Annotated in this window: 19 protein-coding genes; 2 read left to right on the top strand and 17 right to left on the bottom strand. The window is 64.6% G+C overall.

Going from position 1 to position 23,704, the window contains the following annotated elements:
• Nucleotides 1-24: 24 nt before the first annotated feature.
• Nucleotides 25-1,539 (bottom strand): exopolyphosphatase, encoded by a 1,515-nt coding sequence (gene ppx, locus CFB41_RS06690; RefSeq protein ID WP_089455972.1) that lies wholly within the window; start codon nucleotides 1,537-1,539, stop codon nucleotides 25-27.
• A gap of 279 nt (nucleotides 1,540-1,818) precedes the next feature.
• Between ppx and ppk1 the strand changes: the two genes are divergently transcribed.
• Nucleotides 1,819-3,882: a polyphosphate kinase 1 gene (gene ppk1 / locus CFB41_RS06685; RefSeq protein ID WP_089439710.1), complete on the top strand. Its 2,064-nt coding sequence runs from the start codon at nucleotides 1,819-1,821 to the stop codon at nucleotides 3,880-3,882.
• Between the two features lie 130 nt (nucleotides 3,883-4,012).
• On the opposite strand, the gene phoR is transcribed toward ppk1, so the two are convergent.
• The 11 genes from phoR to CFB41_RS06625 form a co-directional block, all read right to left on the bottom strand.
• A complete protein-coding gene (gene phoR / locus CFB41_RS06680) occupies nucleotides 4,013-5,332 on the bottom strand; it encodes a phosphate regulon sensor histidine kinase PhoR (protein ID WP_089455971.1) in 1,320 nt (439 codons plus the stop codon).
• Nucleotides 5,333-5,389: 57 nt separating this feature from the next.
• Complete coding sequence (gene phoB / locus CFB41_RS06675; RefSeq protein WP_027787869.1) at nucleotides 5,390-6,091, bottom strand: phosphate regulon transcriptional regulator PhoB; 702 nt, start codon at nucleotides 6,089-6,091, stop codon at nucleotides 5,390-5,392.
• A 30-nt stretch (nucleotides 6,092-6,121) separates the two neighbouring features.
• Complete coding sequence (gene phoU / locus CFB41_RS06670; protein ID WP_089425007.1) at nucleotides 6,122-6,826, bottom strand: phosphate signaling complex protein PhoU; 705 nt, start codon at nucleotides 6,824-6,826, stop codon at nucleotides 6,122-6,124.
• Nucleotides 6,827-6,844: 18 nt separating this feature from the next.
• On the bottom strand, nucleotides 6,845-7,693 hold the full coding sequence (gene pstB / locus CFB41_RS06665) for a phosphate ABC transporter ATP-binding protein PstB (protein ID WP_089425006.1): 849 nt from the start codon (nucleotides 7,691-7,693) through the stop codon (nucleotides 6,845-6,847).
• A gap of 15 nt (nucleotides 7,694-7,708) precedes the next feature.
• Nucleotides 7,709-8,602 (bottom strand): phosphate ABC transporter permease PstA, encoded by an 894-nt coding sequence (gene pstA / locus CFB41_RS06660; RefSeq protein WP_089455970.1) that lies wholly within the window; start codon nucleotides 8,600-8,602, stop codon nucleotides 7,709-7,711.
• Nucleotides 8,599-9,585: a phosphate ABC transporter permease PstC gene (gene pstC / locus CFB41_RS06655; protein ID WP_089455969.1), complete on the bottom strand. Its 987-nt coding sequence runs from the start codon at nucleotides 9,583-9,585 to the stop codon at nucleotides 8,599-8,601. The genes pstA and pstC overlap by 4 nt, the downstream gene beginning before the upstream one ends.
• 94 nt (nucleotides 9,586-9,679) lie before the next feature.
• Nucleotides 9,680-10,714 (bottom strand): phosphate ABC transporter substrate-binding protein PstS, encoded by a 1,035-nt coding sequence (gene pstS, locus CFB41_RS06650; RefSeq protein ID WP_089455968.1) that lies wholly within the window; start codon nucleotides 10,712-10,714, stop codon nucleotides 9,680-9,682.
• 452 nt (nucleotides 10,715-11,166) lie between these two features.
• Complete coding sequence (gene glmM, locus CFB41_RS06640) at nucleotides 11,167-12,522, bottom strand: phosphoglucosamine mutase (RefSeq protein WP_089455967.1); 1,356 nt, start codon at nucleotides 12,520-12,522, stop codon at nucleotides 11,167-11,169.
• Between the two features lie 28 nt (nucleotides 12,523-12,550).
• The gene (gene folP, locus CFB41_RS06635; RefSeq protein WP_089455966.1) at nucleotides 12,551-13,492 is read right to left on the bottom strand and encodes a dihydropteroate synthase; all 942 of its coding nucleotides are present in this window, start codon (nucleotides 13,490-13,492) and stop codon (nucleotides 12,551-12,553) included.
• 28 nt (nucleotides 13,493-13,520) lie between these two features.
• Nucleotides 13,521-15,419 carry an ATP-dependent zinc metalloprotease FtsH gene (gene ftsH / locus CFB41_RS06630; RefSeq protein ID WP_039347669.1) on the bottom strand — a complete coding sequence of 633 codons (1,899 nt, stop codon included), beginning with the start codon at nucleotides 15,417-15,419 and terminating at the stop codon, nucleotides 13,521-13,523.
• A 166-nt stretch (nucleotides 15,420-15,585) separates the two neighbouring features.
• Nucleotides 15,586-16,248 (bottom strand): RlmE family RNA methyltransferase, encoded by a 663-nt coding sequence (locus tag CFB41_RS06625; protein WP_046545366.1) that lies wholly within the window; start codon nucleotides 16,246-16,248, stop codon nucleotides 15,586-15,588.
• A 193-nt stretch (nucleotides 16,249-16,441) separates the two neighbouring features.
• Between CFB41_RS06625 and CFB41_RS06620 the strand changes: the two genes are divergently transcribed.
• Nucleotides 16,442-16,969 (top strand): YhbY family RNA-binding protein, encoded by a 528-nt coding sequence (locus CFB41_RS06620; RefSeq protein ID WP_089439703.1) that lies wholly within the window; start codon nucleotides 16,442-16,444, stop codon nucleotides 16,967-16,969.
• 77 nt (nucleotides 16,970-17,046) lie between these two features.
• Here the strand turns inward: CFB41_RS06620 and CFB41_RS06615 are convergent, their stop codons facing one another.
• The 5 genes from CFB41_RS06615 to CFB41_RS06595 form a co-directional block, all read right to left on the bottom strand.
• A complete protein-coding gene (locus CFB41_RS06615) occupies nucleotides 17,047-17,505 on the bottom strand; it encodes a DUF4149 domain-containing protein (RefSeq protein WP_089455965.1) in 459 nt (152 codons plus the stop codon).
• Between the two features lie 14 nt (nucleotides 17,506-17,519).
• A complete protein-coding gene (greA, locus tag CFB41_RS06610; RefSeq protein ID WP_057927897.1) occupies nucleotides 17,520-17,996 on the bottom strand; it encodes a transcription elongation factor GreA in 477 nt (158 codons plus the stop codon).
• Nucleotides 17,997-18,114: 118 nt separating this feature from the next.
• Nucleotides 18,115-21,369 carry a carbamoyl-phosphate synthase large subunit gene (carB, locus tag CFB41_RS06605; RefSeq protein WP_089439702.1) on the bottom strand — a complete coding sequence of 1,085 codons (3,255 nt, stop codon included), beginning with the start codon at nucleotides 21,367-21,369 and terminating at the stop codon, nucleotides 18,115-18,117.
• Between the two features lie 65 nt (nucleotides 21,370-21,434).
• Nucleotides 21,435-22,499: a 5-bromo-4-chloroindolyl phosphate hydrolysis family protein gene (locus CFB41_RS06600; protein ID WP_144029906.1), complete on the bottom strand. Its 1,065-nt coding sequence runs from the start codon at nucleotides 22,497-22,499 to the stop codon at nucleotides 21,435-21,437.
• On the bottom strand, nucleotides 22,496-23,680 hold the full coding sequence (locus CFB41_RS06595; protein WP_144029905.1) for a toxic anion resistance protein: 1,185 nt from the start codon (nucleotides 23,678-23,680) through the stop codon (nucleotides 22,496-22,498). Before CFB41_RS06595 ends, CFB41_RS06600 begins: the two co-directional genes overlap by 4 nt.
• Nucleotides 23,681-23,704: the final 24 nt, after the last annotated feature.

The following is a 23,704-nucleotide window of genomic DNA, read 5'->3' as shown; positions in this document are numbered from 1 at the left end:
TCGCTTCGACCTCGCTTCGGCCAGTTACGCGCCGGTATACACCACGCGATACGGGATACCGACCTTCTCCCACTCGGCCGCCTCCTGGCTGAGGCTGTAGTCGGTCAGCGGGTTCTGCTCGACCCACGCGCTCGGCAGGCGCACTTCATACCCGCCCTTCTTCATCTGCGAAACGGAAATGTCCGGCAGCCCGGCATCGGTCCGGCGCCGACACAGCAGCGCCGCGAGCCGCAGGCAGAACAGCAGCGGCCACTCGACCTCGCGCGCCTGCGACAGCTTGCCGAGCTTGCCCGCGTGACCGAGCACGAGCGCGGCGAGGCGCGCCTGGTCGGTGCGCGAAAAACCCGGCATATCCGCGTTGCTCGCGATATAAGCCGAGTGCTTGTGATACGCGCTGTGCGAGATCGACAAACCGATCTCGTGCAATGCGGCCGCCCAGCCGAGGAACATCCGCCCTTCCTCGCGCGCCTCTTCGTCGGCTTCCTCGAGTTCGTCGTAGAAACGCCCCGCCAGCGCGCCGATCCGCTCGGCCTGCGCACGGTCGACACCGTAGCGGCGCGTGAAGCCCTCGACGGTCACCGCACGCATGTCCTCGTGCTGCGTCCGGCCGAGCAGGTCGTACAGCACACCGAGGCGCAACGCGCCGTCGGTCGTATCGACGTAGTCGACACCGAGTTCCTCGAACACCGCGAGCATGATCGCGAGGCCGCCCGCGAGCACCGGCACGCGATCGGGCTTCAGCGCGATCAGCTTCAGCCGATTGACGTTCTCCGACTTGATCAGTGCACGCTTGAGCCGCTCGAGGCCGCCGCGCGAAATGCCGTGCGTGATGCCCGGATCGTTGAAGCCGTTTGCCTCGACGAGTTCCGCGAGCGCACGCGCGGTGCCCGACGAGCCGATCGCCTGGTCCCAGCCGGCCTTCTTGTACTCGCTCGAAATGATCTGGATCTCGCGCTTGGCCGCGAGCTCGGCCTGCCGCATCGTGTATTCGTCGACGTTGCCGGCCGGGAAGAAGGTGCGGCTGTGGCTCACGCAGCCGATATAGAGGCTCTCCATCACGATCGGCGTGTAGTGGGAGCCAATGATGAATTCGGTGGAGCCGCCGCCGATGTCGACGACGAGCCGCTTGCCCGCGCTCGCCGGCACCGAGTGCGCGGCGCCCGCATAGATCAGCCGCGCTTCTTCGCGGCCCGCGATCACTTCGATCGGGAAACCCAGTGCCGCTTCGGCTTCGCCGAGAAATTCGGCCGCGTTCTTCGCGACGCGCAGCGTGTTGGTCGCCACCGCGCGCACGTGATCGGGATGGAAATCGCGCAGGCGCTCGCCGAACCGCTTGAGCGCTTCCCAGCCACGCTCCTGCGACGCGCGATCGAGCATCTTGTCGCTCGACAGGCCCGCGGCCAGCCGGACGGGCTCGCGCAGCGCGTCGACGGGATAGATCTGGCTGCCTGCCGGCGTTTCCTCGACGCGACCGACGATCAGCCGGAAGCTGTTCGAGCCGAGATCCACGGCAGCCAGCAAGTGGGGGGTTGTAACCATCAGAAGGGGGCTCCGTGCGCGTTCACCCGCGGCGGCCGGTGCGGCAACCGCGGGCGATCAATCAAAGGCAACATTTTAAGCGTGGAACGCTTGCCATTGCCACGCTTCACGGGCATGCATCCTGCTCGATTGCATATAGCCGAAACATTTATGAGACGAAACGGTTACAGCGTAGAATTTCCCGATATAAATACATCATTGTCATTCGCACGTCATCGTACCGTGAGAGTTTCCGAGCGTCCTTTCGAATCATCGCCTGAATCACCCCCTACTCTGCCGATGTCCGTCCGTTACCCGCTTCTCAATCGTGAACTCGGCATCCTCGGTTTCAACGAGCGCGTGCTGGCCCAGGCAGCTGATCCGCAAGTCCCTTTGCTCGAGCGCCTCCGCTTCATCTGCATCACCAGCAGCAACCTCGACGAATTCTTCGAAGTCCGGATGGCCGGCCTGCAGGAGCAGATCCGCGACAACCCCGGCGCACTGACGCCCGACGGCATGTCGTTACAACATGCTTACGATCTCGTCGTCGAACGCGCGCAGCGGCTCGTCCATCGACAGTACACGATGCTGCACGAAACCGTGCTGCCCGCGCTCGAACAGGAAGGCATCTACTTCCATGCGAGCGACACGTGGAACGACGAGCAGCTCGAATGGGCGCGGCGCTACTTCCTCGACGAGCTGCTGCCGGTGCTGACGCCGATCGGCCTCGATCCCGCGCATCCGTTCCCGCGCGTGCTGAACAAGAGCCTGAATTTCGTCGTCGAGCTCGAAGGCCGCGACGCGTTCGGACGCCAGGCCGTGATGGGCATCGTGCAGGCGCCGCGCGCGCTGCCGCGCGTCGTGCGCATGCCGCACGCGCTGTCGGGCTTCGAGCACGGCTTCGTGCTGCTGAGCTCGTTCATGCAGCGCTTCGTCGGCGAGCTCTTCCCGCAACTGACGGTGAAGAGCTGCAACCAGTTCCGCATCACGCGCAACAGCGAGCTGTTCGTCGACGAAGACGAAATCACGAACCTGCGCGTCGCGCTGCAGGGTGAACTGCCCGCGCGCCACCTCGGCAATGCAGTGCGCCTCGAGGTGTCGGCCGACTCGCCGCCGCACATCGTGCGCCGCCTGCTCGTGGAAAGCGAACTCGGCGAGAAGGACTGCTATCGCGTGGCCGGTTCGGTGAACCTCGTGCGGCTGATGCAGATTCCCGATCTCGTCGACCGTCCCGACCTGAAGTTCACGCCGTTCACCGCGTCGACCCCGTCCGCGATCACCAACGCGCCGACGATGTTCGACGCGATCGACAACGGCGACATCCTGCTGCACCACCCGTACGAAAGCTTCCAGCCGGTGCTCGAACTGCTGCAGCAGGCCGCGAGGGATCCGAGCGTCGTCGCGATCAAGCAGACGATCTACCGCACCGGCACCGATTCGCCGCTGATGGACGCGCTGATGGAAGCCGCGCGCAACGGCAAGGAAGTGACCGTCGTCGTCGAACTGCTCGCGCGCTTCGACGAGGAGACCAACATCAACTGGGCGTCGCAGCTCGAAGCCGTCGGCGCGCATGTCGTGTACGGCGTGGTCGGCCACAAGTGCCACGCGAAGATGATGCTGATCGTGCGGCGCGTCGTGCAGGCCGGCAAGGCGTCGCTGCGCCGCTACGTGCACCTCGGCACCGGCAACTACCATCCGCGCACGGCGCGCCTCTACACCGACTTCGGGCTGATGACGGCCGACCAGAAGATCTGCGAGGACGTCCATCACGTGTTCCAGCAACTGACCGGCATCGGCGGCGAACTCACGCTGCACGAGCTGTGGCAGTCGCCGTTCACGCTGCATCCGCGCATCATCGATTCGATCCGCGCGGAGATCGACAATGCACGCGCAGGCAAGCGCGCACGCGTCGTCGCGAAAATGAACGCGCTGCTGGAGCCGACGGTGATCGCGGCGCTGTACGAAGCGTCGCAGGCCGGCGTCAAGGTCGACCTGATCGTGCGCGGTGTCTGTGCGCTGAAACCCGGCGTGCCGGGGCTGTCGGAAAACATCACCGTGCGCTCGATCGTCGGCCGCTTCCTCGAGCACCACCGGATCTACTACTTCCACGCGAACGGCGCCGAGGAGGTCTATCTGTCGAGCGCCGACTGGATGGACCGCAACCTGTTCCGTCGCGTCGAAGTCGCGTTCCCGATCCGCGATCGCAAGCTCAAGCGGCGCGTGATCGCCGAGGGCCTGTCGGTGTGCCTCGGCGACAACCAGTCGGCCTGGCAGATGCACAGCGACGGTCACTACCGCCGCCGCCGCGCCGGCAAGACGATCCGCAACGCGCAACTCGGGTTGCTCGCGAAGTTCTGCTCCTGAAGAATCGGCCGCGCGGCACAAGCCGCGCGCCGCGTCGCTCCCAATAAAAAACGCAGCCGACTGGCTGCGTTTTTTATTGGGAGCCGGCATACCATCGCTCGCCGAACGAGCGACGGCTGCCGTTACGCGATCATGCCTCGTAAGCGGCCGGCCGGATCGCGATGATGCGCGAGCCCGGGAAGCGCGCGGTGAACGTGCTGCCGCGCCCTTCCTCGCTCTGCACGTACAGGTGCGCGTCATGCCGCTGCAGCACGTGCTTGACGATCGCAAGGCCGAGCCCCGTGCCGCCGGTGTCGCGCGAACGGCTGCGGTCGACGCGGTAGAAGCGTTCGGTGAGCCGCGGCAGGTCGGCGGCCGGAATCCCGAAGCCGCTGTCCGTCACGGAAAACACACCCTGCGCGCCTTCGCGCCGCCACGTCACGACGATCTTGCCGCCTTCCGGCGTATAGCGGATCGCGTTGGTGACCAGATTCGCGAACGCGCTGAACAGCTCCGTCTGCGCACCGGTGACGCCGAGCGTCTCGTCGATCGAGAACGCGATGTCGTGATGCCCGTTCGACAGCGTCTGCGCGTCCTCCTTCAGATGGTCGAACACGGCCCGCATGTCGATCGCGCGATCGAGCGGCGGCTTGCTCTCGCCCTCCAGCTTCGCGAGCACCAGCAGGTCGGTCACGATGTGCCGCATCCGCGAGGCCTGCTGCTCCATCATGTCGAGATAGCGCGAGCGATCCTCCTCGTTCAGCGGCAGCTCGCGCATCGTTTCGAGGAACCCCGACAGCACGGTGAGCGGCGTCTTCAACTCGTGCGATACGTTCGCAACGAAGTCACGCCGCATCGCATCGGTCCGCTCGAGCTCGGTGATGTCCTGCGTGAGCAGCAGCTTGCGATTCTCGCCGTACGGAAACACCTGCACTTCCAGCACGTTCTGACGCGACTCGCCCATGCCGCGCATCACGAGCGTCTCCTCGTAATGCTGCGCGTTCAGGTAGCGGACGAACTCGGGATGGCGAACCAGGTTGGTGATGTGCTGGCGCAGGTCGCGCTTCGCGTCGAGGCCGAAATGGACCTCGGCGATCGCGTTGCACCACTCGATCTGGTCGTGATCGTCGAGCATCGCGACGCCGTTCGGCGACGCCTGGATCGCCTGGATGAAGCGCGAATGCTGCTGCTCGACCTGACGCACCTGCGCATGCCACTGCTTCGCGAGCTTGTGCAGGCGATAGTAGATCTCGCCCCAGATGCCCGGCGCGCTCGGCACCTCGCCATAGACCGGTGCATCGAGCAGCCGCCACAGACGCTGCGTATGAAAGGTACTGAAAAAGCCCTGCGCGACCAGCATCACGACCACGAACACGAGGCCCGCGGTCGGGCCGGCGAAGACGCCGACCAATACGCCGATCAGCACGAGCAGCACGAGCGACACCAAAAAGCGCGCCCAGATGATGTTCATGATTCAGCGCCCGAAAGAATGAACGGCATGCCGTGGCACACGGCATGCGTGGATACGTTACGCGTGCTTGGCGAGCCGGTAGCCGCTGCCGCGCACGGTCTCGATCATCGCATCGCAGCCGGCCGGTTTCAAGGCCGCGCGCAATCGTTTGATGTGCACGTCGACGGTGCGCTCCTCGACGAATACATGGTCGCCCCACACCTGGTCGAGCAGTTGCGTGCGGCTGTGCACGCGCTCCGGATGCGTCATGAAGAAATGCAGCAGGCGGAACTCGGTCGGGCCGAGATCGAGCTTGATCTCGCTGCCTTCCGCATGCGCGGCGACGCGATGCGTGGCCGGGTCGAGGCGCAGCCCGTTGATCGACACGACGTCCTCGGTCAGCTGCGGCGCGCGACGACGCAGCACGGCCTTGATCCGCGCCATCAGCTCCTTCGGCGAGAACGGCTTCGTCACGTAGTCGTCCGCGCCGATTTCGAGGCCGAGCACCTTGTCCTGCTCATCGCCACGTGCGGTCAGCATGATGATCGGGATGTGCTTGGTCCGTTCGTTGTTGCGCAGGTCACGCGCGAACGCAATACCGGACTTGCCCGGCAGCATCCAGTCGAGCAGCACGAGATCGGGCAGCACGTCGCTGATCAGGTTCTGCGCCTGTTCGGCGTTGTACGCCCGAATCGGGCAGTGACCGGCGTGCTGGAGATTCACCGAGATCAGTTCGGAAATCGCGGGCTCATCTTCAACGACGAGAATGTTGCTGGGCATCGGCACCTCTGTTCTTCCTTACGGAGTCGATTAACTGTTGGCTTCGCGATCGAGCGTGTCGCGCGGCTGGTGCCGCACGTCGGTGCCCTTCACGATGTAGATGATGAATTCGGCGATGTTCTTCGCGTGGTCGCCGATCCGCTCGATCGCCTTCGCGATGAACAGGTACTCGAGGCCCACCGAGATCGTGCGCGGATCTTCCTGCATGTACGACACGAGCTTACGCACGAACGCACGGAATTCCTGGTCGATTTCCTTGTCGTCCTTGACGATCTGCGCGGCGGCCACCGTATCGAGACGCGCGAACGCGTCGAGCGCGCGGCGCAGGATCGTCACGGCCATCTCGCCCGACACCTTGATCTCGGCGATGTTGACCGTGCGCGCGGCCGGCTCGTCGACCAGGCGGCGCACGCGCTTCGCGATCTTCTCAGCCTCGTCGCCTGCGCGCTCGAGGTTCGTAATCGTTTTCGAAATCGACATCAAAAGGCGCAGGTCACGCGCGGCAGGCTGCCTCCGCGCGATGATGTTGCCGCACTCCTGGTCGATGTCGACTTCCATCGTGTTCAGGACTTCTTCGTTCGCGATCACCTTCTCGGCCGCATCGCGATCGAATTCGTTCAGCGCGTGCATCGCGCCGACGATCTGCGACTCGACGAGCCCGCCCATTTCCAGCACTTTCGACGACACCGCGTTGAGATCGGCGTCGAACTGGCTCGACAGATGTTTATCCGACATGGCTGTTGTTCTCCGTCATCAGCCGAAGCGGCCGGTGATGTAGTCTTCCGTTTCCTTGCGCACCGGCTTGATGAAGATCTTTTCGGTCTCGCCGAATTCGATCAGCTCGCCCAGGTACATGTAGGCCGTGAAATCCGAGCAGCGTGCGGCCTGCTGCATGTTGTGCGTGACGATCACGACCGTGTAGTCGCTCTTGAGCTCCGCGATCAGCTCTTCGATGCGGCCCGTCGAGATCGGGTCGAGCGCCGAGCACGGTTCGTCGAGCAGCAGCACTTCCGGACGGATCGCGATACCGCGCGCGATGCACAGACGCTGCTGCTGGCCGCCCGAGAGGCCGTAGCCGCTCTGGCTCAGCTTGTCCTTCACTTCGTTCCACAGCGCGGCCTTCGTGAGCGCCCACTCGACGCGATCGTCCATTTCCGAGCGCGTGAGCTTTTCGAACATCTTCACGCCGAACGCGATGTTGTCGTAGATCGACATCGGGAACGGGGTCGGCTTCTGGAACACCATGCCGATCCGCGCGCGCAGCAGCGAGATGTCGCGCTTCGTCGTCAGCAGGTTCTCGCCGTCCATCAGGATTTCGCCTTCGGCGCGCTGCTCCGGATAGAGCGCGAACATCTTGTTGAACGTGCGCAGCAGCGTCGACTTGCCGCAGCCCGACGGGCCGATGAACGCCGTCACCTTCCCTTCGGGAATGCTCAGGTTGATGTTCTTCAGCGCGTGGAACTTGTTGTAGAAGAAGTTGAGGTTGTTGACCTCGATCTTCGCGTTCAGCGGCTCGAGCGGACGGCCGTGCGCCGCGTCGTGCGTGCCGGCGGGCGCAGCGGTGCGCTCGACGGGATTCAGGTGGCTTTCTGCCATATTCATCGGATTGCTCCGCCGTTACTTTTTCGAGAAGATCGAGCGCGCCAGGATGTTGAGTCCGAGCACCCCGAGCGTAATCAGGAACACGCCCGCCCAGGCGAGCGACTGCCATTCCGCGAACGGGCTCATCGCGAACTTGTAGATCGTGACGGGCAGGTTCGCCATCGGCTGGCTCATGTCCCACGAGAAGAACTGGTTCGACAGCGCGGTGAACAGCAGCGGCGCCGTTTCGCCGGCGATCCGCGCGACGGCGAGCAGCACGCCCGTGATGATCCCGCCGACCGACGCGCGCAGCGTGATCTTCAGCACCATGCGCCACTTCGGCGTGCCGAGCGCGAAGGCCGCTTCGCGCAGCGCGTTCGGCACGAGCTTCAGCATGTTCTCGGTCGTGCGGATCACGATCGGAATCTGCAGCAGCGCGAGCGCGATCACGCCGGCCCAGCCCGAGAAGCGCCCCGACTTTGCAACGACGATCGCGTACACGAACAGGCCGATGACGATCGACGGCGCGGACAGCAGGATGTCGTTGATGAAGCGGATCGTGCTCGCCAGCAGGTTCTTCTGGCCGTATTCGGCGAGATAGACACCGGCGAGGATGCCGATCGGCGTGCCGACCAGCGTGCCGAAACCGCACAGCAGCAAGCTGCCGACGATCGCGTTCGCCAGACCGCCGCCTTCCGTGTTCGGTGCCGGCGTCGATTCCGTGAACAGTTGCAGCGACAGGCCGCCGACGCCGAGATGCACCGTCGTGTAGAGAATCCACACGAGCCACAAGAGGCCGAATGCCATCGCACCGAGCGACGCGGTGAGCGCGATCGCGTTGACGGCCTTGCGCTTGCGCTGCAGGCGGTTGCGCATCGCGTCGAGCACGGCGCCGTCCGGACCCGGGAAATTCATGATGGGCTCGCTCATTTCTTGCCCTCTCCCTTCTCGAGACGAAGCAGCAGCAGTTTGGAGATGGACAGCACGATGAACGTGATCACGAACAGGATCAGGCCCAGTTCCATCAGCGCGGACGTATGCAGGCCCGGTTGCGCTTCCGCGAATTCGTTCGCGAGCGCCGACGTGATGCTGTTGCCCGGTGCGAACAGCGACACGCTGTCGAGCAGGTTCGTATTGCCGATCACGAAAGTCACGGCCATCGTCTCGCCGAGCGCGCGGCCGAGGCCGAGCATCACGCCGCCGATCACGCCGGTCTTCGTATAGGGCAGCACGACTTTCCACATTACTTCCCAGGTCGTGCAGCCGATCCCGTACGCCGATTCCTTCAGCAGCACGGGCGTGACTTCGAACACGTCACGCATCACCGATGCGATGTACGGGATGATCATGATCGCGAGGATCACGCCGGCGGCCAGGATGCCGATACCGATCGGCGGGCCCGAGGTCAGCGGGCCGAGCACCCACACGTCCTTGAACAGGCGGCCGATCGGCTTCTGGAAATATTCCGCGAAGATCGGCGCGAACACGAGCAGGCCCCACATGCCGTACACGATCGACGGAATCGCGGCGAGCAGCTCGATCGCGATGCCGAGCGGGCGGCGCAGCCACACGGGCGACAGCTCGGTGAGGAACAGCGCGATGCCGAAGCTGACCGGCACCGCGATGACGAGCGCGATGACCGACGTCACGATCGTGCCGTAGATCGGCACGAGCGCGCCGTAGATGTCCGAGTTGGGATCCCACTCGGATTGCCACAGGAAGCCGAGGCCGAACTTCTGGATCGTCGGCATCGACGCGATGATCAGGGAAACGATGATCCCGCCGAGCAGCAGCAGGGTCACGATGGCGGCAAGCCGTGCGAGACCGCCGAATACGACATCCCCGAGGCGGCTCGGCGCGCGTTGCTGCGCAACGTCGGCGGACCGTGAGGACGTATAGGAAATATCAGACATGGGTGCCTGCTTTTGATTGCCGGGCGCCGTAACGCCCGGCTTTACCGCACACACTGCCCGACCGGCACGGCCGGGCAGCGAACCGCTGCAATGCTTACTCCGCGGCGACCGGCTTGCCCGAAGCGTCCGTCACCTTGACCTTCCACTGCTTGCGGATTTCCGCTTCGACTGCCGGCGGCAGCGAGATGTAGTCGAGGCTGTCAGCAGCCTTCTCGCCGTTCTTGAACGCCCAGCTGAAGAACTTCAGCGTTTCCACGCCCTGCTCCGGCTTGTCCTGCTTCGCGTGCAGCAGCACGAACGTCGCGCCGACGACCGGCCATGCTTCCTTGCCCGGCTGGTTCGTCAGGATCTGGTAGAACGACTTCGACCAGTTCGCGCCAGCAGCAGCGGCCTTGAACGTTTCCGTCTTCGGCTCGACCACCGTGCCCGTCGAGTTCTTCAGGGCCGTGTAGACCATGTTGTTCTTCTTCGCGTACGCCCATTCGACGTAGCCGACCGCGCCCGGCAGGCGTTGCACGAACGCTGCGACGCCGTCGTTGCCCTTGCCGCCCGTGCCCGTCGGCCAGTTGACCGTCGTGCCTTCGCCGACCTTCGACTTCCACTCGTCGTTGACCTTCGACAGGTAGTTCGTCCAGATGAAGCTCGTGCCCGAGCCGTCAGCGCGGCGAACCACGGCGATGTCCGTGTCCGGCAGCTTGACCTTCGGGTTCAGCGCGGCGATCGCCGGGTCGTTCCACTTCTTGATCTTGCCGAGGTAGATGTCGCCGAGCACCGGGCCCGACAGCGTCAGTTCACCCGGCTTCACGCCCGGCACGTTGATGACCGGCACCACGCCGCCGACCACCGTCGGGAACTGGAACAGGCCTTCCTTCGCGAGCTCTTCATCCTTCAGCGGAGCGTCCGAGCCGGCAAAATCGACCGTCTTCGCGACGATCTGCTTCAGGCCGCCCGACGAGCCGATGCCTTGATAGTTGACCTTCGCGCCGCCGGTCTGCTGGTAGTCAGCAGCCCATTTCGTATAGATCGGCATCGCGAACGTGCTGCCTGCGCCCGTGATGTCGGCAGCGTGGGCGGCGACGGCGAAAAGCGCGCCAGCCAGGCCGGCAATCGCGGTTTGCATCAATTTCATGAGACCTCCAGTGTGTGAGCGGATGACTACGGCACCGCGAAGGTTAGGGGCTCCTCATGACGGTAATGTGACAATCGATGAAACTGGCGTGACAGTAACATGACTGGTTGAAAGGGAGTATCGGGTGCGGCGGGCACGGCGCCCGGACGGCGCCGGAACGGCGGCAGCGGCAAGAATTGCCTGCCTGGCAGGGACGGGAGACTTCCCGTTTTACATCGGTGCGAGCGGATCGTAGCGCAGTGTCTGCGCCACGGAAAGTCCGCTTGTGACTGGCCCGATATCAGGGGTCTGACGATTTTTCGACCCTGGATTGCGGGGGCGACGCGCCCTTCTCTTTATAGGTATCGCAAACCTTTGCGTCTGACGAAATCACGGCGCCCCGAAGGCGCCGTGTGCGGGTTCACCGGAACACCGGCGCGCAGGTGTTTGACCTGACGCGCCGGGCCCGTGCGTCAGGTCGTCGCCGCGCGCACCGCGTCGGCGATCGTCTCCGCGTGGCGCACCGCATCGGCGGCCTGCTGCGCTTCGACCATCACACGCAGCACGGGCTCCGTGCCCGATGCGCGGATCAGCACGCGGCCGCTGCCGGCGAGCGCGGCTTCGGCCGCGTCGATCGCGGCGCGAATCGACGTGCTGCCCTTCCAGTCGGCACCCGGCTTCATCCGCACATTGATCAGCTTCTGCGGGAACAGCGTGACGCCGTCGAGCATCTGCGTGAGGGTCTTGCCGCTGCGCTTCAGCGCGGCCAGCACGAGCAGTGCCGACACGATGCCGTCGCCGGTCGAGTGGCGGTCGAGCGACAGGATGTGGCCCGAGCCTTCCGCGCCGAGCTGCCAGCCGTGCTCGCGCAGCTGCTCGAGCACGTAGCGATCGCCGACCGCCGCGCGGACGAACTTCACGCCCTCGCGCTGCAGCGCGACTTCGACCGCGAGGTTCGTCATCAGCGTGCCGACCGCGCCTTCGACCTTGCCGTCGGTCGCGATCCGGTCCTTCACGAGCACGTAGAGCAGCTCGTCGCCGTTGTACAGGCGACCGGTCGCATCGACCACTTGCAGGCGGTCAGCATCGCCGTCGAGCGCAATGCCGAGATCGGCGTGGTTCGCACGCACCGCACGCACCAGCGCGTCCGGCGCGGTCGCACCGACACCATCGTTGATGTTGAAGCCGTTCGGCGCGACCCCGATCGGAATCACGTCCGCGCCGAGTTCGTGGAACACGTGCGGCGCGATCTGGTACGCGGCACCGTGTGCGCAGTCGATCACGAGCTTCAGCCCGCGCAGGTTGAACGCGGCAGGGAACGTGCTCTTGCAGAACTCGATGTAGCGGCCGGCCGCGTCGTCAAGGCGGCGCGCCTTGCCGAGACCGTCGGACGATGCGCACTCGAGCGGCTTGTCGAGCCACGCTTCGATCGCGGCTTCGGTGTCGTCGGGCAGCTTGTTGCCGTCGGCGGAGAAAAACTTGATCCCGTTGTCGTGATAGGGATTGTGCGATGCGCTGATCACGACGCCCGCCGACAGGCGCAGCGCGCGCGTCAGGTACGCGACGCCCGGCGTCGGCATCGGGCCGGCCAGCATCACGTCGACGCCGGCCGCCGAGAACCCGGCCTCGAGCGCGGCTTCGAGCATGTAGCCGGATACGCGCGTGTCCTTGCCGATCAGCACGGTCGGGCGCGAGCCTGCCGCGACATCGGCCGAGCTGGCCAGTACCTTGCCGGCTGCGTAGCCGAGACGCAACACGAAATCCGGCGTGATGGGCGCCTCGCCCACCGTACCGCGAATGCCGTCCGTGCCGAAATATCGACGTCCCATGGTGAACCTTCCTCCTTCGTCTTCTGCTTTATCGTTGCCGCGCGGCTTCGCGCACGGCATTCAAGATTTTCAGCGCGTCGACCGTTGCCGCGACGTCGTGCACGCGCACGATCGCCGCGCCGCGCTCGACCGCGCACACCGCGGCCGCCACGCTCGCCGCGACGCGCTCCATCGGCGGCTTGCCGCCGATCACCGCGCCGAGCATCGACTTGCGCGACATGCCCGCGAGTATCGGATACGCACGGCCGTCGGGCCGCACGGGTGCCGTGTCCGGCAACGCGGCCAGCAACGCATAGTTGTCGTCGACGACCGCCTTGCCGAATCCGAAACCGGGATCGACGCAGATCCGCTCCGGCGCAATCCCCGCATCGCGCAGCGCCTGCGCGCGCTCGGCGAGAAAATCGCGCACGTCGGTCACGACATCGCCGTAATCGGGTTCGCCAACCTGCATCGTCCGTGGCTCACCCAGCATGTGCATCGCACACAATCCGCAGTTGCCGCCGCGCACGGCGTCGATCGCGCCGGGCTGGCGGAACCCCCAGATGTCGTTGATCAGGTCGGCGCCGGCGGCCAGCGCGGCTCGCATCACGGCCGGCTTGTAGGTATCGATCGACAGCGGCACGTTCAGCGGCCGCAGCGCTTCGACGAGCGGGATCACGCGTGCGAGTTCCTCGTCGAGCGGCACGGGCGGCGCGCCGGGGCGCGTCGATTCGCCGCCGATATCGAGAAGGTCGACGCCTTCGGCAATCATTCGCTCGGCCTGGCGCAGCGCATCGTCGCGCGCGAGGAAGCGGCCGCCGTCGGAGAACGAATCGGGCGTGGCGTTGAGGATGCCCATCACGAGCGGGCGTTCGAACGTCAGTTCGAAGCGGCCGCACCGGAGCGGCGCGGGAATGAATGGGGAAACAGCGGAATCGGACACGAGCAACTGGCGTGATTGAATGCAAAACGGGCCGGTGTGAAGCCACACCAGCCCGTGAACGGCGCTAAAGCGGAGATTATGCCGCCGGCGAAGCAGGCGCCGGCGCGTTGGCGGGCTTCACCTCGGCGCTGCTGCCACCACCCGACGAATCGCCGCCGACAGCCGGCGAGCTCTTCGGGGAGCGCGGCGGACGGCCTTCCATGATGTCGTTGATCTGATCGGCATCGATCGTCTCCCACTCCATCAGCGCGGCGGTCATCGCTTCGACCTTGTCGCGGTTCTCTTCGAGCAGGCGGCGCGCAAGGCCGTACTGTTCGTCGAGCACACGGCGGATTTCCGAATCGACCTTCTGCTGGGTCGCTTCCGAGATCGTGCGCGTGAAGCCGCGGCCGAACGGCGACGCATCGTTTTCGTCGTCGACGTAGACCATCGGCCCGAGCGCGTCGGTCATGCCGAAACGGGCCACCATCGCACGCGCCGTCTGCGTCGCCTTGTTGAAGTCGTCCGATGCGCCGGTGCTGACGAGGTTCATGAACAGCTCTTCCGCCACCCGGCCACCGAACAGGATCGCAAGGCGGTCCATCAGGTAGTCCTTCGAGTACGTTTCGTTGTCATGCTCCGGCAACTGCCACGTGACACCCAGCGCGCGACCGCGCGGGATGATCGTGACCTTGTGCACGGGGTCCGCCTTCGGCAGCAGCTTCGCGATCACCGCGTGGCCCGACTCGTGATAAGCGGTCGCACGCTTCGCTTCTTCGCGGATCACGGCCGACTTGCGCTCCGGACCCATGAAGATCTTGTCCTTCGCGTCTTCGAAATCCTGCATCTCGACGATGCGCTTGCCGCGACGTGCGGCGAACAGCGCCGCCTCGTTCACGAGGTTCGCGAGATCGGCGCCCGAGAAGCCCGGCGTGCCGCGTGCGATGACTGCCGCATCGACGTCGTTCGCGATCGGCACCTTGCGCAGGTGCACGCGCATGATCTGTTCGCGGCCGCGGATGTCCGGCAGACCGACGTAGACTTGGCGGTCGAAACGGCCCGGACGCAGCAGCGCCTTGTCGAGCACGTCGGAACGGTTGGTCGCGGCGATCACGATCACGCCCGAGTTCGCCTCGAAGCCGTCCATCTCGACGAGCATCTGGTTCAGCGTCTGTTCGCGCTCGTCGTTACCGCCGCCCATGCCGGCGCCGCGATGACGGCCGACCGCGTCGATTTCGTCGATGAACACGATACACGGTGCATGCTTCTTCGCCTGCTCGAACATGTCGCGCACACGCGCCGCGCCGACACCGACGAACATTTCGACGAAGTCCGAACCCGAGATGCTGAAGAACGGGACCTTCGCTTCACCCGCGATCGCGCGGGCCAGCAGCGTCTTGCCGGTACCCGGAGGGCCGACCAGCAGCACGCCACGCGGAATGCGGCCGCCCAGCTTCTGGAATTTCTGCGGGTCACGCAGGAAGTCGACGAGCTCGGACACTTCTTCCTTCGCTTCGTCGCAGCCCGCGACGTCGGAGAAGTTCACCGCGTTGTTGTTCTCGTCGATCAGCCGCGCGCGCGATTTCCCGAACGAGAATGCGCCGCCTTTGCCGCCCCCCTGCATCTGCCTCATCATGTAGAACCAGAACACGATGATCAGGATCGTCGGCCCGAGGTAGTACAACGCGGACATCAGCGCGTTCGGCTCGTCGTCGGCCTTGCCGCTGACCTGCACGCCGTACTTCATCAGATCGCCAACCATCCAGATGTCGCCGGGCGACACGATCTGGTATTTCTGGCCATCAGCCGGAGTGACGGTGAGGTTGCGCCCCTGAACGATGACGTTCTTGACCTTGCCGTTCTTGGCGTCGTCCATGAACTGCGAATAGGACACGCCTTCCTGGACGCGGGGCTTGTCGAACTGCTTGAACACCGTAAACAGCACCAGTGCGATCACCAGCCACACCGCTGCCTTCGAAAACATATTGTTGTTCAAAGCACCACTCCTTCACTCGTAGACGAGCGCCTACATTTTCCTTGCGGCGCCCCTCGGTCATTCTAATCCAGTCCGACCACCCTCGCCATAAGCATTGACAACCGCCGCGATAGCGCTTCGCTTGTCTGGCAAGGGCCGGAGCCCGTTTGCGGCACCTCGCTGCGCATCAGCGCGGACGTTTCAGATGCCGACCCAAAATGAACGTTTCGGACGATTTGTCGCGGGACGCCTTCGGCTTGCGCGGCGCGACAGTCTTAAACTGCTGTTTGAATTTCTCGACGATCTGGCTGTAGCCGCTGCCGTGAAAGCATTTCACGAGCAGCGCACCATCCGGCTTCAGATGATTCTGCGCGAATTCGAGCGCCAGATCGCAGAGATGCTCGATGCGCGCCGCGTCTGCCGAGGCCACGCCAGAGAGGTTGGGGGCCATGTCGGAAATAACAAGGTCCACCGCGCGCCCTTCGAGCACTTCTTCGAGCTGATGAAGGACTTCGTCCTCGCGGAAGTCGCCCTGCAGGAAGTGGACGTCGGCGATCGGCTCCATCGGCAGGATGTCGAGCGCCACGATCGTGCCGTCGATGCCGCCTTCGCGTTCCGCGTCACGCTTCTTGCCCTGCGCGAGCTTGTTGCGGGCATACTGGCTCCAGCTGCCCGGCGTCGCGCCGAGGTCGACGATCACCTGGCCGGGACGGATCAGCTTGTCCTGCTCGTCGATTTCCTTCAGCTTGTACGCGGCGCGCGCGCGATAGCCCTCCCGCTGCGCCATTTTGACGTACGGGTCGTTGATGTGGTCGTGCAGCCAGTGCTGGTTGAAGCGGTTTTTTGCCATTCGAGAGAGAGATTGCTGCCCATTGCTTCGTGAAGCCGCGCTTTTAGCGGATAATACGCGTCTTCTTCGCGCGGCTGCGGCCCCTTTTCAGGCCCAAGCCGCGATTTTACGTGGTTTCGGCGCACGGCTGACGCGGTAACATCCCGCGATCGCTATTCAGTCAGCGCGCCCTTATTTAGATTTCGACATTTCCATGCCCGCCCTTTCGCTTTCTCCCGCCGAGCGCTCCGCGCTGCGCTCCCAGGCCCATGCGCTCAAGCCCGTCGTGCTGATCGGGGCCGAAGGGCTCACCGACGCCGTGCTGAAGGAAATCAAGGTGCACCTCGACGCGCACCAGCTGATCAAGATCCGCGTGTTCGGCGACGAGCGCGACGAGCGCATCGCGATCTACGACGAGATCTGCGACCGCCTGAGCGCGGCGCCGATCCAGCACATCGGCAAGCTGCTGGTGATCTGGAAGCCCGAAGCCGCCGCAGCGGCTCCGGCTCGCGGCCGTCGTGCCGGCACCGTGCCCAGCGCGGCCGAAGCCGTCGACGACAAGAAAGGCCGTGCACCGCGCACCGTCAAGGTCGTCAAGGTATCGCCGAACGCGAGCCCCGTGCGTCGCCCGCGGCCGGTCAAGGTCACGGTGCGCGGCAACGAGCGCGTGACGGCCGGCGGTAACGTGAAGCGCGCCAAGAAGCGCCAGGCCAGCACGAAGCGTCCGTTCCAGGACAAGTAAGCATCGAGGCGGCACGGCTCACCGTGCCGCCACCCTGCCCGCGGGCCCGGCCTCGGCCGGGCCGCGCGGCATTCGCGTCAGGCGTCGCGCGCCGGCAGACGCCAGATCAGCATCAGCCCCAGCACACTCTCGACGAGGTAGAACGCGCTCGAGACGCCGTGCAGCATCCCGAAACGGCTCGCATACGGCGAGTTCGCGATATCGGTGCCCGCGTCCATCGCGGCCACCCGCAGCGCATTCATGAACGGCTGCAGTGCGAAATACCCTACCAGCACGCACACGACCATCGCGGCGACGACCCAGCGCACGCGGCGATATTCGCTGCTGCCGCGCCGCACCTGCTGGTTCGACAACGCGAGCAGCAGCACGCCGCATACGACACCGAGGATCGCCTCGATACGGAACAGCTGGGCGGCGACCGAACCGGCCGTCATCCGCTCCAGCGTCTTGAACAGCACGGGCGCAACCGCATACCCGATCGTCAGCAGGCTGCCGACCCACACGGCCGACAGCAGACGGAACACGCGATGCGGCATCACGTCGCCCCGCTTCAGATGTAGCTGACCGAGATGATTTCGTACTCGCGCACGCCGCTCGGCGCCTGCACGGCCGCGACGTCGCCTTCGGACTTGCCGATCAGTGCGCGCGCGATCGGCGAGCTGACCGAGATCAGGCCGTGGTCGATATCGGCTTCGTCGTCACCGACGATCTGGTACTTGACGGTGTCGCCCGACTCGAGATCCTCGAGTTCGACGGTCGATGCGAAAACCACCCGGCCTTCGGCATCGAGCACGGTGGGATCGATGACCTGCGCGGCCGACAGCTTCGATTCGAGTTCCGCGATACGACCCTCGATGAAGCCCTGCTTTTCCTTCGCGGCATCGTATTCGGCGTTTTCGGACAGGTCGCCCTGTGCGCGGGCCTCCGCGATCGCGTTGATCACGGCCGGCCGCTCGACGGACTTGAGGCGCTGCAATTCATCGCGCAGGAGTTCCGCGCCACGCTTTGTCAACGGAATGGTGCTCATAAACGGCTCAATCGCTAAAAACGGCTTTAAAAAAAATCACCGCGATTAAGCGCGCTTCCGATGCACTGGAAACACCGCCTAATCGCGGCACGTGTTGCTTCGACAGGTAACTGACTGCTTAGTTTAGGCGAGCGTGAAGACCTTGTAAATCATAGACTTCCAGATCCTTCAGGTAGCGCAAGCCTTCAACCGCCGCGCGCGCGCCCGACATCGTCGTGTAGTACGTGACCTTGTGCGCCTGCGCGCTCATGCGGATCGAACGCGAATCGGCGATCGCCTGGCGCGTTTCGTCGACCGTCGTGAACACGAGTGCGATCTCGCCGTTCTTGATCATGTCGACGATGTGCGGACGGCCGTCCTTCACCTTGTTCACGACCTTCACCGGCACGCCGGCCGCTTCGATCGCGGCAGCCGTGCCCTTGGTCGCGACGATCGGGTAGCCGAGGTCGTGCAGCATGCGCGCGACTTCGACCGCCTTCGGCTTGTCGGCGTCCATCACGGTCAGCAGCACCGTGCCCGACTCCGGCAGGCGCGAGCCGGCCGCGAGCTGCGACTTGAACAGCGCTTCGCCGAACGTCTGGCCGACACCCATCACTTCGCCGGTCGAACGCATTTCAGGCCCGAGGACCGGATCGACGGTCGGGAACTTGACGAACGGGAACACCGCTTCCTTCACGCTGAAGTACGGCGGCTCGACTTCCTTCGTCACGCCCTGCTGCGCGAGCTTCTGGCCGACCATCGCACGCGCCGCGATCTTCGCGAGCGGCAGGCTGGTCGCCTTCGACACGTACGGCACCGTGCGCGAGGCGCGCGGGTTCACTTCCAGCACGTAGATGATGTCCTGCTTCGAACCGTCCGCCTGCGGCACCTGCTGGATCGCGAACTGCACGTTCATCAGGCCGACCACGTTCAGCGCCTTCGCCATCGCGCCCGTCTGGCGCTTCAGCTCGGCCACGGTTTCCTTCGACAGCGAGTACGGCGGCAGCGAGCATGCCGAGTCGCCCGAGTGGACGCCCGCCTGCTCGATGTGCTCCATCACGCCGCCGATGAACACGGCTTCGCCGTCGCAGATGCAGTCGACGTCGCACTCGATCGCGTCGTTCAGGAAGCGGTCGAGCAGCACCGGCGAATCGTTCGACACCTTCACGGCCTCGCGCATGTAGCGCTCGAGGTCGCGCGGCTCGTGGACGATTTCCATCGCGCGGCCGCCCAGCACGTACGACGGGCGCACGACCAGCGGATAGCCGATCTCTTCCGCGAGCGCGAGCGCTTCGTCTTCGGCGCGTGCGGTGCGGTTCGGCGGCTGGCGCAGGCCGAGATCCTGCAGCAGCTTCTGGAAGCGTTCGCGGTCTTCGGCTGCGTCGATCATGTCCGGCGACGTGCCGACGATCGGCACGCCGTGCGCCTCGAGGTCGAGCGCGAGCTTCAGCGGCGTCTGGCCACCGTACTGGACGATCACGCCGACCGGCTTTTCCTTGTCGACGATCTCGAGCACGTCTTCCAGCGTCAGCGGCTCGAAGTACAGGCGGTCGGACGTGTCATAGTCGGTCGACACCGTTTCCGGGTTGCAGTTGACCATGATCGTTTCGTAACCGTCCTCGCGCATCGCGAGGGCCGCGTGCACGCAGCAGTAGTCGAACTCGATGCCCTGGCCGATCCGGTTCGGGCCGCCGCCCAGCACCATGATCTTCTTGTTGGTGGTCGGCTGCGCCTCGCACTCCTCCTCATAGGTCGAGTACATGTACGCGGTTTTCGTCGCGAACTCGGCCGCGCAGGTGTCGACGCGCTTGTAGACCGGGCGCACGTTGAGTTCGACGCGGCGCTTGCGGACGTCTTCCGGCGTCGCGCCGAGCAGCTTCGCGAGGCGGCGGTCGGAGAAGCCGCTCTGCTTCAGGTAGCGCAGTTCGTCGAACGACAGCGACGCCAGCGTGCGGCCGCCGAGCGCCTTTTCCTTCAGGATGATCTGCTCGATCTGCTCGAGGAACCATGGGTCGATCGCGGTTTCCGCGTAGATTTCCTGGGCCGTCATGCCGATCCGGAACGCATCGCCGACGTACCAGATGCGGTCCGGGCCCGGCTCGTGGATCTCGATCGCGATCTCGTCGCGGTTGGTCGACTTCTCGTCGAGACCGTCGACACCCACTTCGAGGCCGCGCAGCGCCTTCTGGAACGATTCCTGGAACGTGCGGCCGATCGCCATCACTTCGCCGACCGACTTCATCTGCGTGGTCAGGCGCGAATCGGCTTCGCGGAATTTCTCGAACGCGAAGCGCGGGATCTTCGTGACGACGTAGTCGATCGTCGGCTCGAACGACGCCGGGGTCTGGCCGCCGGTGATTTCGTTCTTCAGCTCGTCGAGCGTGTAGCCGACCGCCAGCTTCGCCGCGACCTTCGCGATCGGGAAGCCCGTTGCCTTCGACGCGAGCGCCGACGAACGCGACACGCGCGGGTTCATCTCGATGACGACCATGCGGCCGTCCTTCGGGTTGATCGAGAACTGCACGTTCGAGCCGCCCGTGTCGACGCCGATCTCGCGCAGCACCGCGAGCGATGCGTTACGCAGGATCTGGTATTCCTTGTCGGTGAGTGTCTGCGCCGGCGCGACCGTGATCGAGTCGCCGGTGTGCACGCCCATCGGGTCGAGGTTCTCGATCGAGCAGACGATGATGCAGTTGTCGGCGCGGTCGCGCACGACTTCCATCTCGTATTCCTTCCAGCCGAGCAGCGATTCTTCGATCAGCAGCTCGCGCGTGGGCGAGAGGTCCAGGCCGCGCTTGCAGATCTCTTCGAACTCTTCGCGGTTGTAGGCGATGCCGCCGCCCGAGCCGCCGAGCGTGAACGACGGACGGATCACGACCGGGTAGCCGCTGCCGCCGGTGAGCGCCATGATCTCGGCGTGCACCTGGGTCGCTTCTTCCATCGAATGCGCGATGCCCGACTTCGCGGAACCGAGACCGATCTTGGTCATCGCTTCCTTGAACTTCTGGCGGTCTTCCGCCTTGTCGATCGCCTCCGGCGACGCGCCGATCAGCTCGACGCCGAACTTCTCGAGCACGCCGTGGTGGTGCAGGTCGAGCGCGCAGTTCAGCGCGGTCTGGCCGCCCATCGTCGGCAGGATCGCGTCCGGGCGCTCCTTCTCGATGATGCGCGCGACGACTTCCCACGTGATCGGCTCGATGTAGGTCACGTCGGCCGTGTTCGGGTCGGTCATGATCGTCGCAGGGTTGCTGTTGACGAGAACGACCTTGTAGCCCTCCTCACGCAACGCCTTGCAAGCCTGCGCGCCCGAATAGTCGAACTCGCACGCCTGGCCGATGATGATCGGGCCGGCGCCGATGATGAGGATGCTCTTGATGTCTGTGCGTTTTGGCATGGCTCTGTCAATCAATAAATAAACGTTAATGCTGCATGTCGCGGCCGGTTCGCTGGCCGCCGACTTCACAGGAGAGGCGCGCTGGCCTCCCGCTGCTCTGCCTGCTTCAAATCTTCATTCAGGACGCGAAGTAGCGCCTGGAGTCCCTCCAGATCACTCTCCGCCATCTGGTTCTGCACCTTCTCGAACTGGCCGAGCAGTCCCTTGAGACCCGCCTCGATTTCACGCATGTGTTCCGCTCGGGACGGGTTCGATTCTGTCAATCCGTCAGCCTTGATGAAAAACCAACCAAGCCTGATCGCGTTGGGCAATTGCGACGCGAGAAAGTGGTTCAACAGGCTGTACCGCTCGGCATCGGTGCCCACCATTCGATGGATACGCTGGCTGGTCCTGATCAGCGCACTCCATTCGTCCTCGATCACACTGCCCTTCAGTTGCGCGTGCATCTGGCTCATTTCGGCCATTTGTTCGTCGAGGAGGCTTGACGCCAGTCCGTGCCTGTTCGCCGCCGAACCCGCCACGGACGAAAGCTCGGCTTGCTGCAGCGGCTGCGGCGCCGCTCGTGACGACGACATCCACGCGGTTAGGATGTATTCCCGAATCCAGTCCTGCAGTTCCGGGAACCCGCGGTAATACTTGTGCAACAACCACTCGATCCGCGCGGAGTCCGGGGTTTCCAGCGCGCGCAGCCCCCACCAGACGAGCAGCGCAGCCGGCAACACGATCCATCCTACGCTCAGCCAGACCGTCGGCAGAAAATAGGCAAAAGCGGTCAGAAGCCCGATGGCAAGATGGACGCGCGGCACCAGGTACAAGTGGCGGAACGCCAACCCCATCACCGCTCCCATCAGGAAGAGCGACATGCCTGCACCCGCGATCATCACCGCGATCACCCACGGCCCAAAATCCACGAACCGGGCGTGCTTGTCGAATTCGTGCAACTTGTCCACCAGACCGACTGCGGCGACCAGCGACGCCGCACCCACCCCGACCGCCGTTCCCGCGAACGCGGAACCGTAAGCCACGAATCCGTGCCACAAGCTCATCCACAACGCACGGACAAAGAGCCGGGTGCCGCCTTTCGGCCGTACCTTGGGCAATTGAAGTCGTCCGCCCCAGCGCAGCATCACGCCCCCGCCGCCTGACGTGCCAACGACGTCCGCAGATCGGATTCGAGCTTCTTCAATTCGACCTCGACGGCTGCGCGGTTCTTCCGGCCTTCCGCCTGGATTTCCATTACGTCACCCACCGTGCGCAGCAGCAATTCATTCGCATGACGCACCGATTCGATATCGATGACGCTACGCTGGCTTGCCTGCTCGATCGACGTAGCGCTGCGGTGCAGTTGCTCGGCATTCTTGCGCAGCAGTTCATTGGTCATGTCGACCACGGCCTGCTGCGTCTCGTACGCCTGCTTCTGCCGCTCAAGCGCAAGCGCGGTGATGAACTGCGCCTTCCATGCGGGAATCGCGGTATGAATCGCCGTATGGATCTTGTCCACCAGCAGGGCATCACCGTTCTGCACGATGCGGATCTGCGGCAGGCGCTGCAACCCGACCATTCGCGCGAGCTTCAGGTCGTGCACCTTGCGCTCGAGCCGATCGATGTTGCGTGCGAGATCCTGCACCTTCTCCTGCTGGAGCGCGCGCGCATCGTCCGACAAGCCGCTCATCGCGGCCTGCAATTCCGGCATACGGCTTTGCCGGAATTCAGCGACGTACTGCTCGCCCGCCGTGATGTAGGTGTCCAGGTTCTTCACATACTGGACGCCGTTCGCGTGCAGGTCGTCCAGCATCGCGATGTCGCGACGCATCGCCTCGCGCCATATCTCGAGCCGCAGCGCCACCTCGTTGATCTGGGCCGACACATCCTCGTAGCGGCGCACGAAACGCTCGACTGCCCGCTGCGCGGTGCCGAGCATACGCGAAACGAAACCCTGCTTCTGCAACGACTCCGGATCCAGTGAACGGATCTGGTCCTGCAGATTCGACAGCAGCGCCCCCGCTTCGCCTACATCCTTGCCTTTCACGTCTGCCAGGATGCGATCCGAATACGCGCTGAGCTCGCGCATCGCGTCGTCGCCGAAGGACAGCACGGCAGTGGACGACTCGATGTCGATCGACATCCGAATGCGCGCGACCGCCCCGTCCGCCTCATTCCGCGGCGTGGCAGCCGCGGATGCGGCCGTCAAATCGATCGATGCAGTGCTCTCGCTCAACGAATTGCTTCCTGGCGTGTCAGTCAAAATGGTTTCCCCGGATGATTGGTCGATTCTTTTTATTGGGCCGCCACCCGACCTGCAAACGCGCAAGCGTTCGATCGTCGGGTGACTCGC

Source organism: Burkholderia sp. AU33803, from assembly GCF_002223095.1.
Taxonomy (GTDB): Bacteria; Pseudomonadota; Gammaproteobacteria; order Burkholderiales; family Burkholderiaceae; genus Burkholderia.
This window is presented reverse-complemented; position numbering and strand designations above follow the sequence as displayed.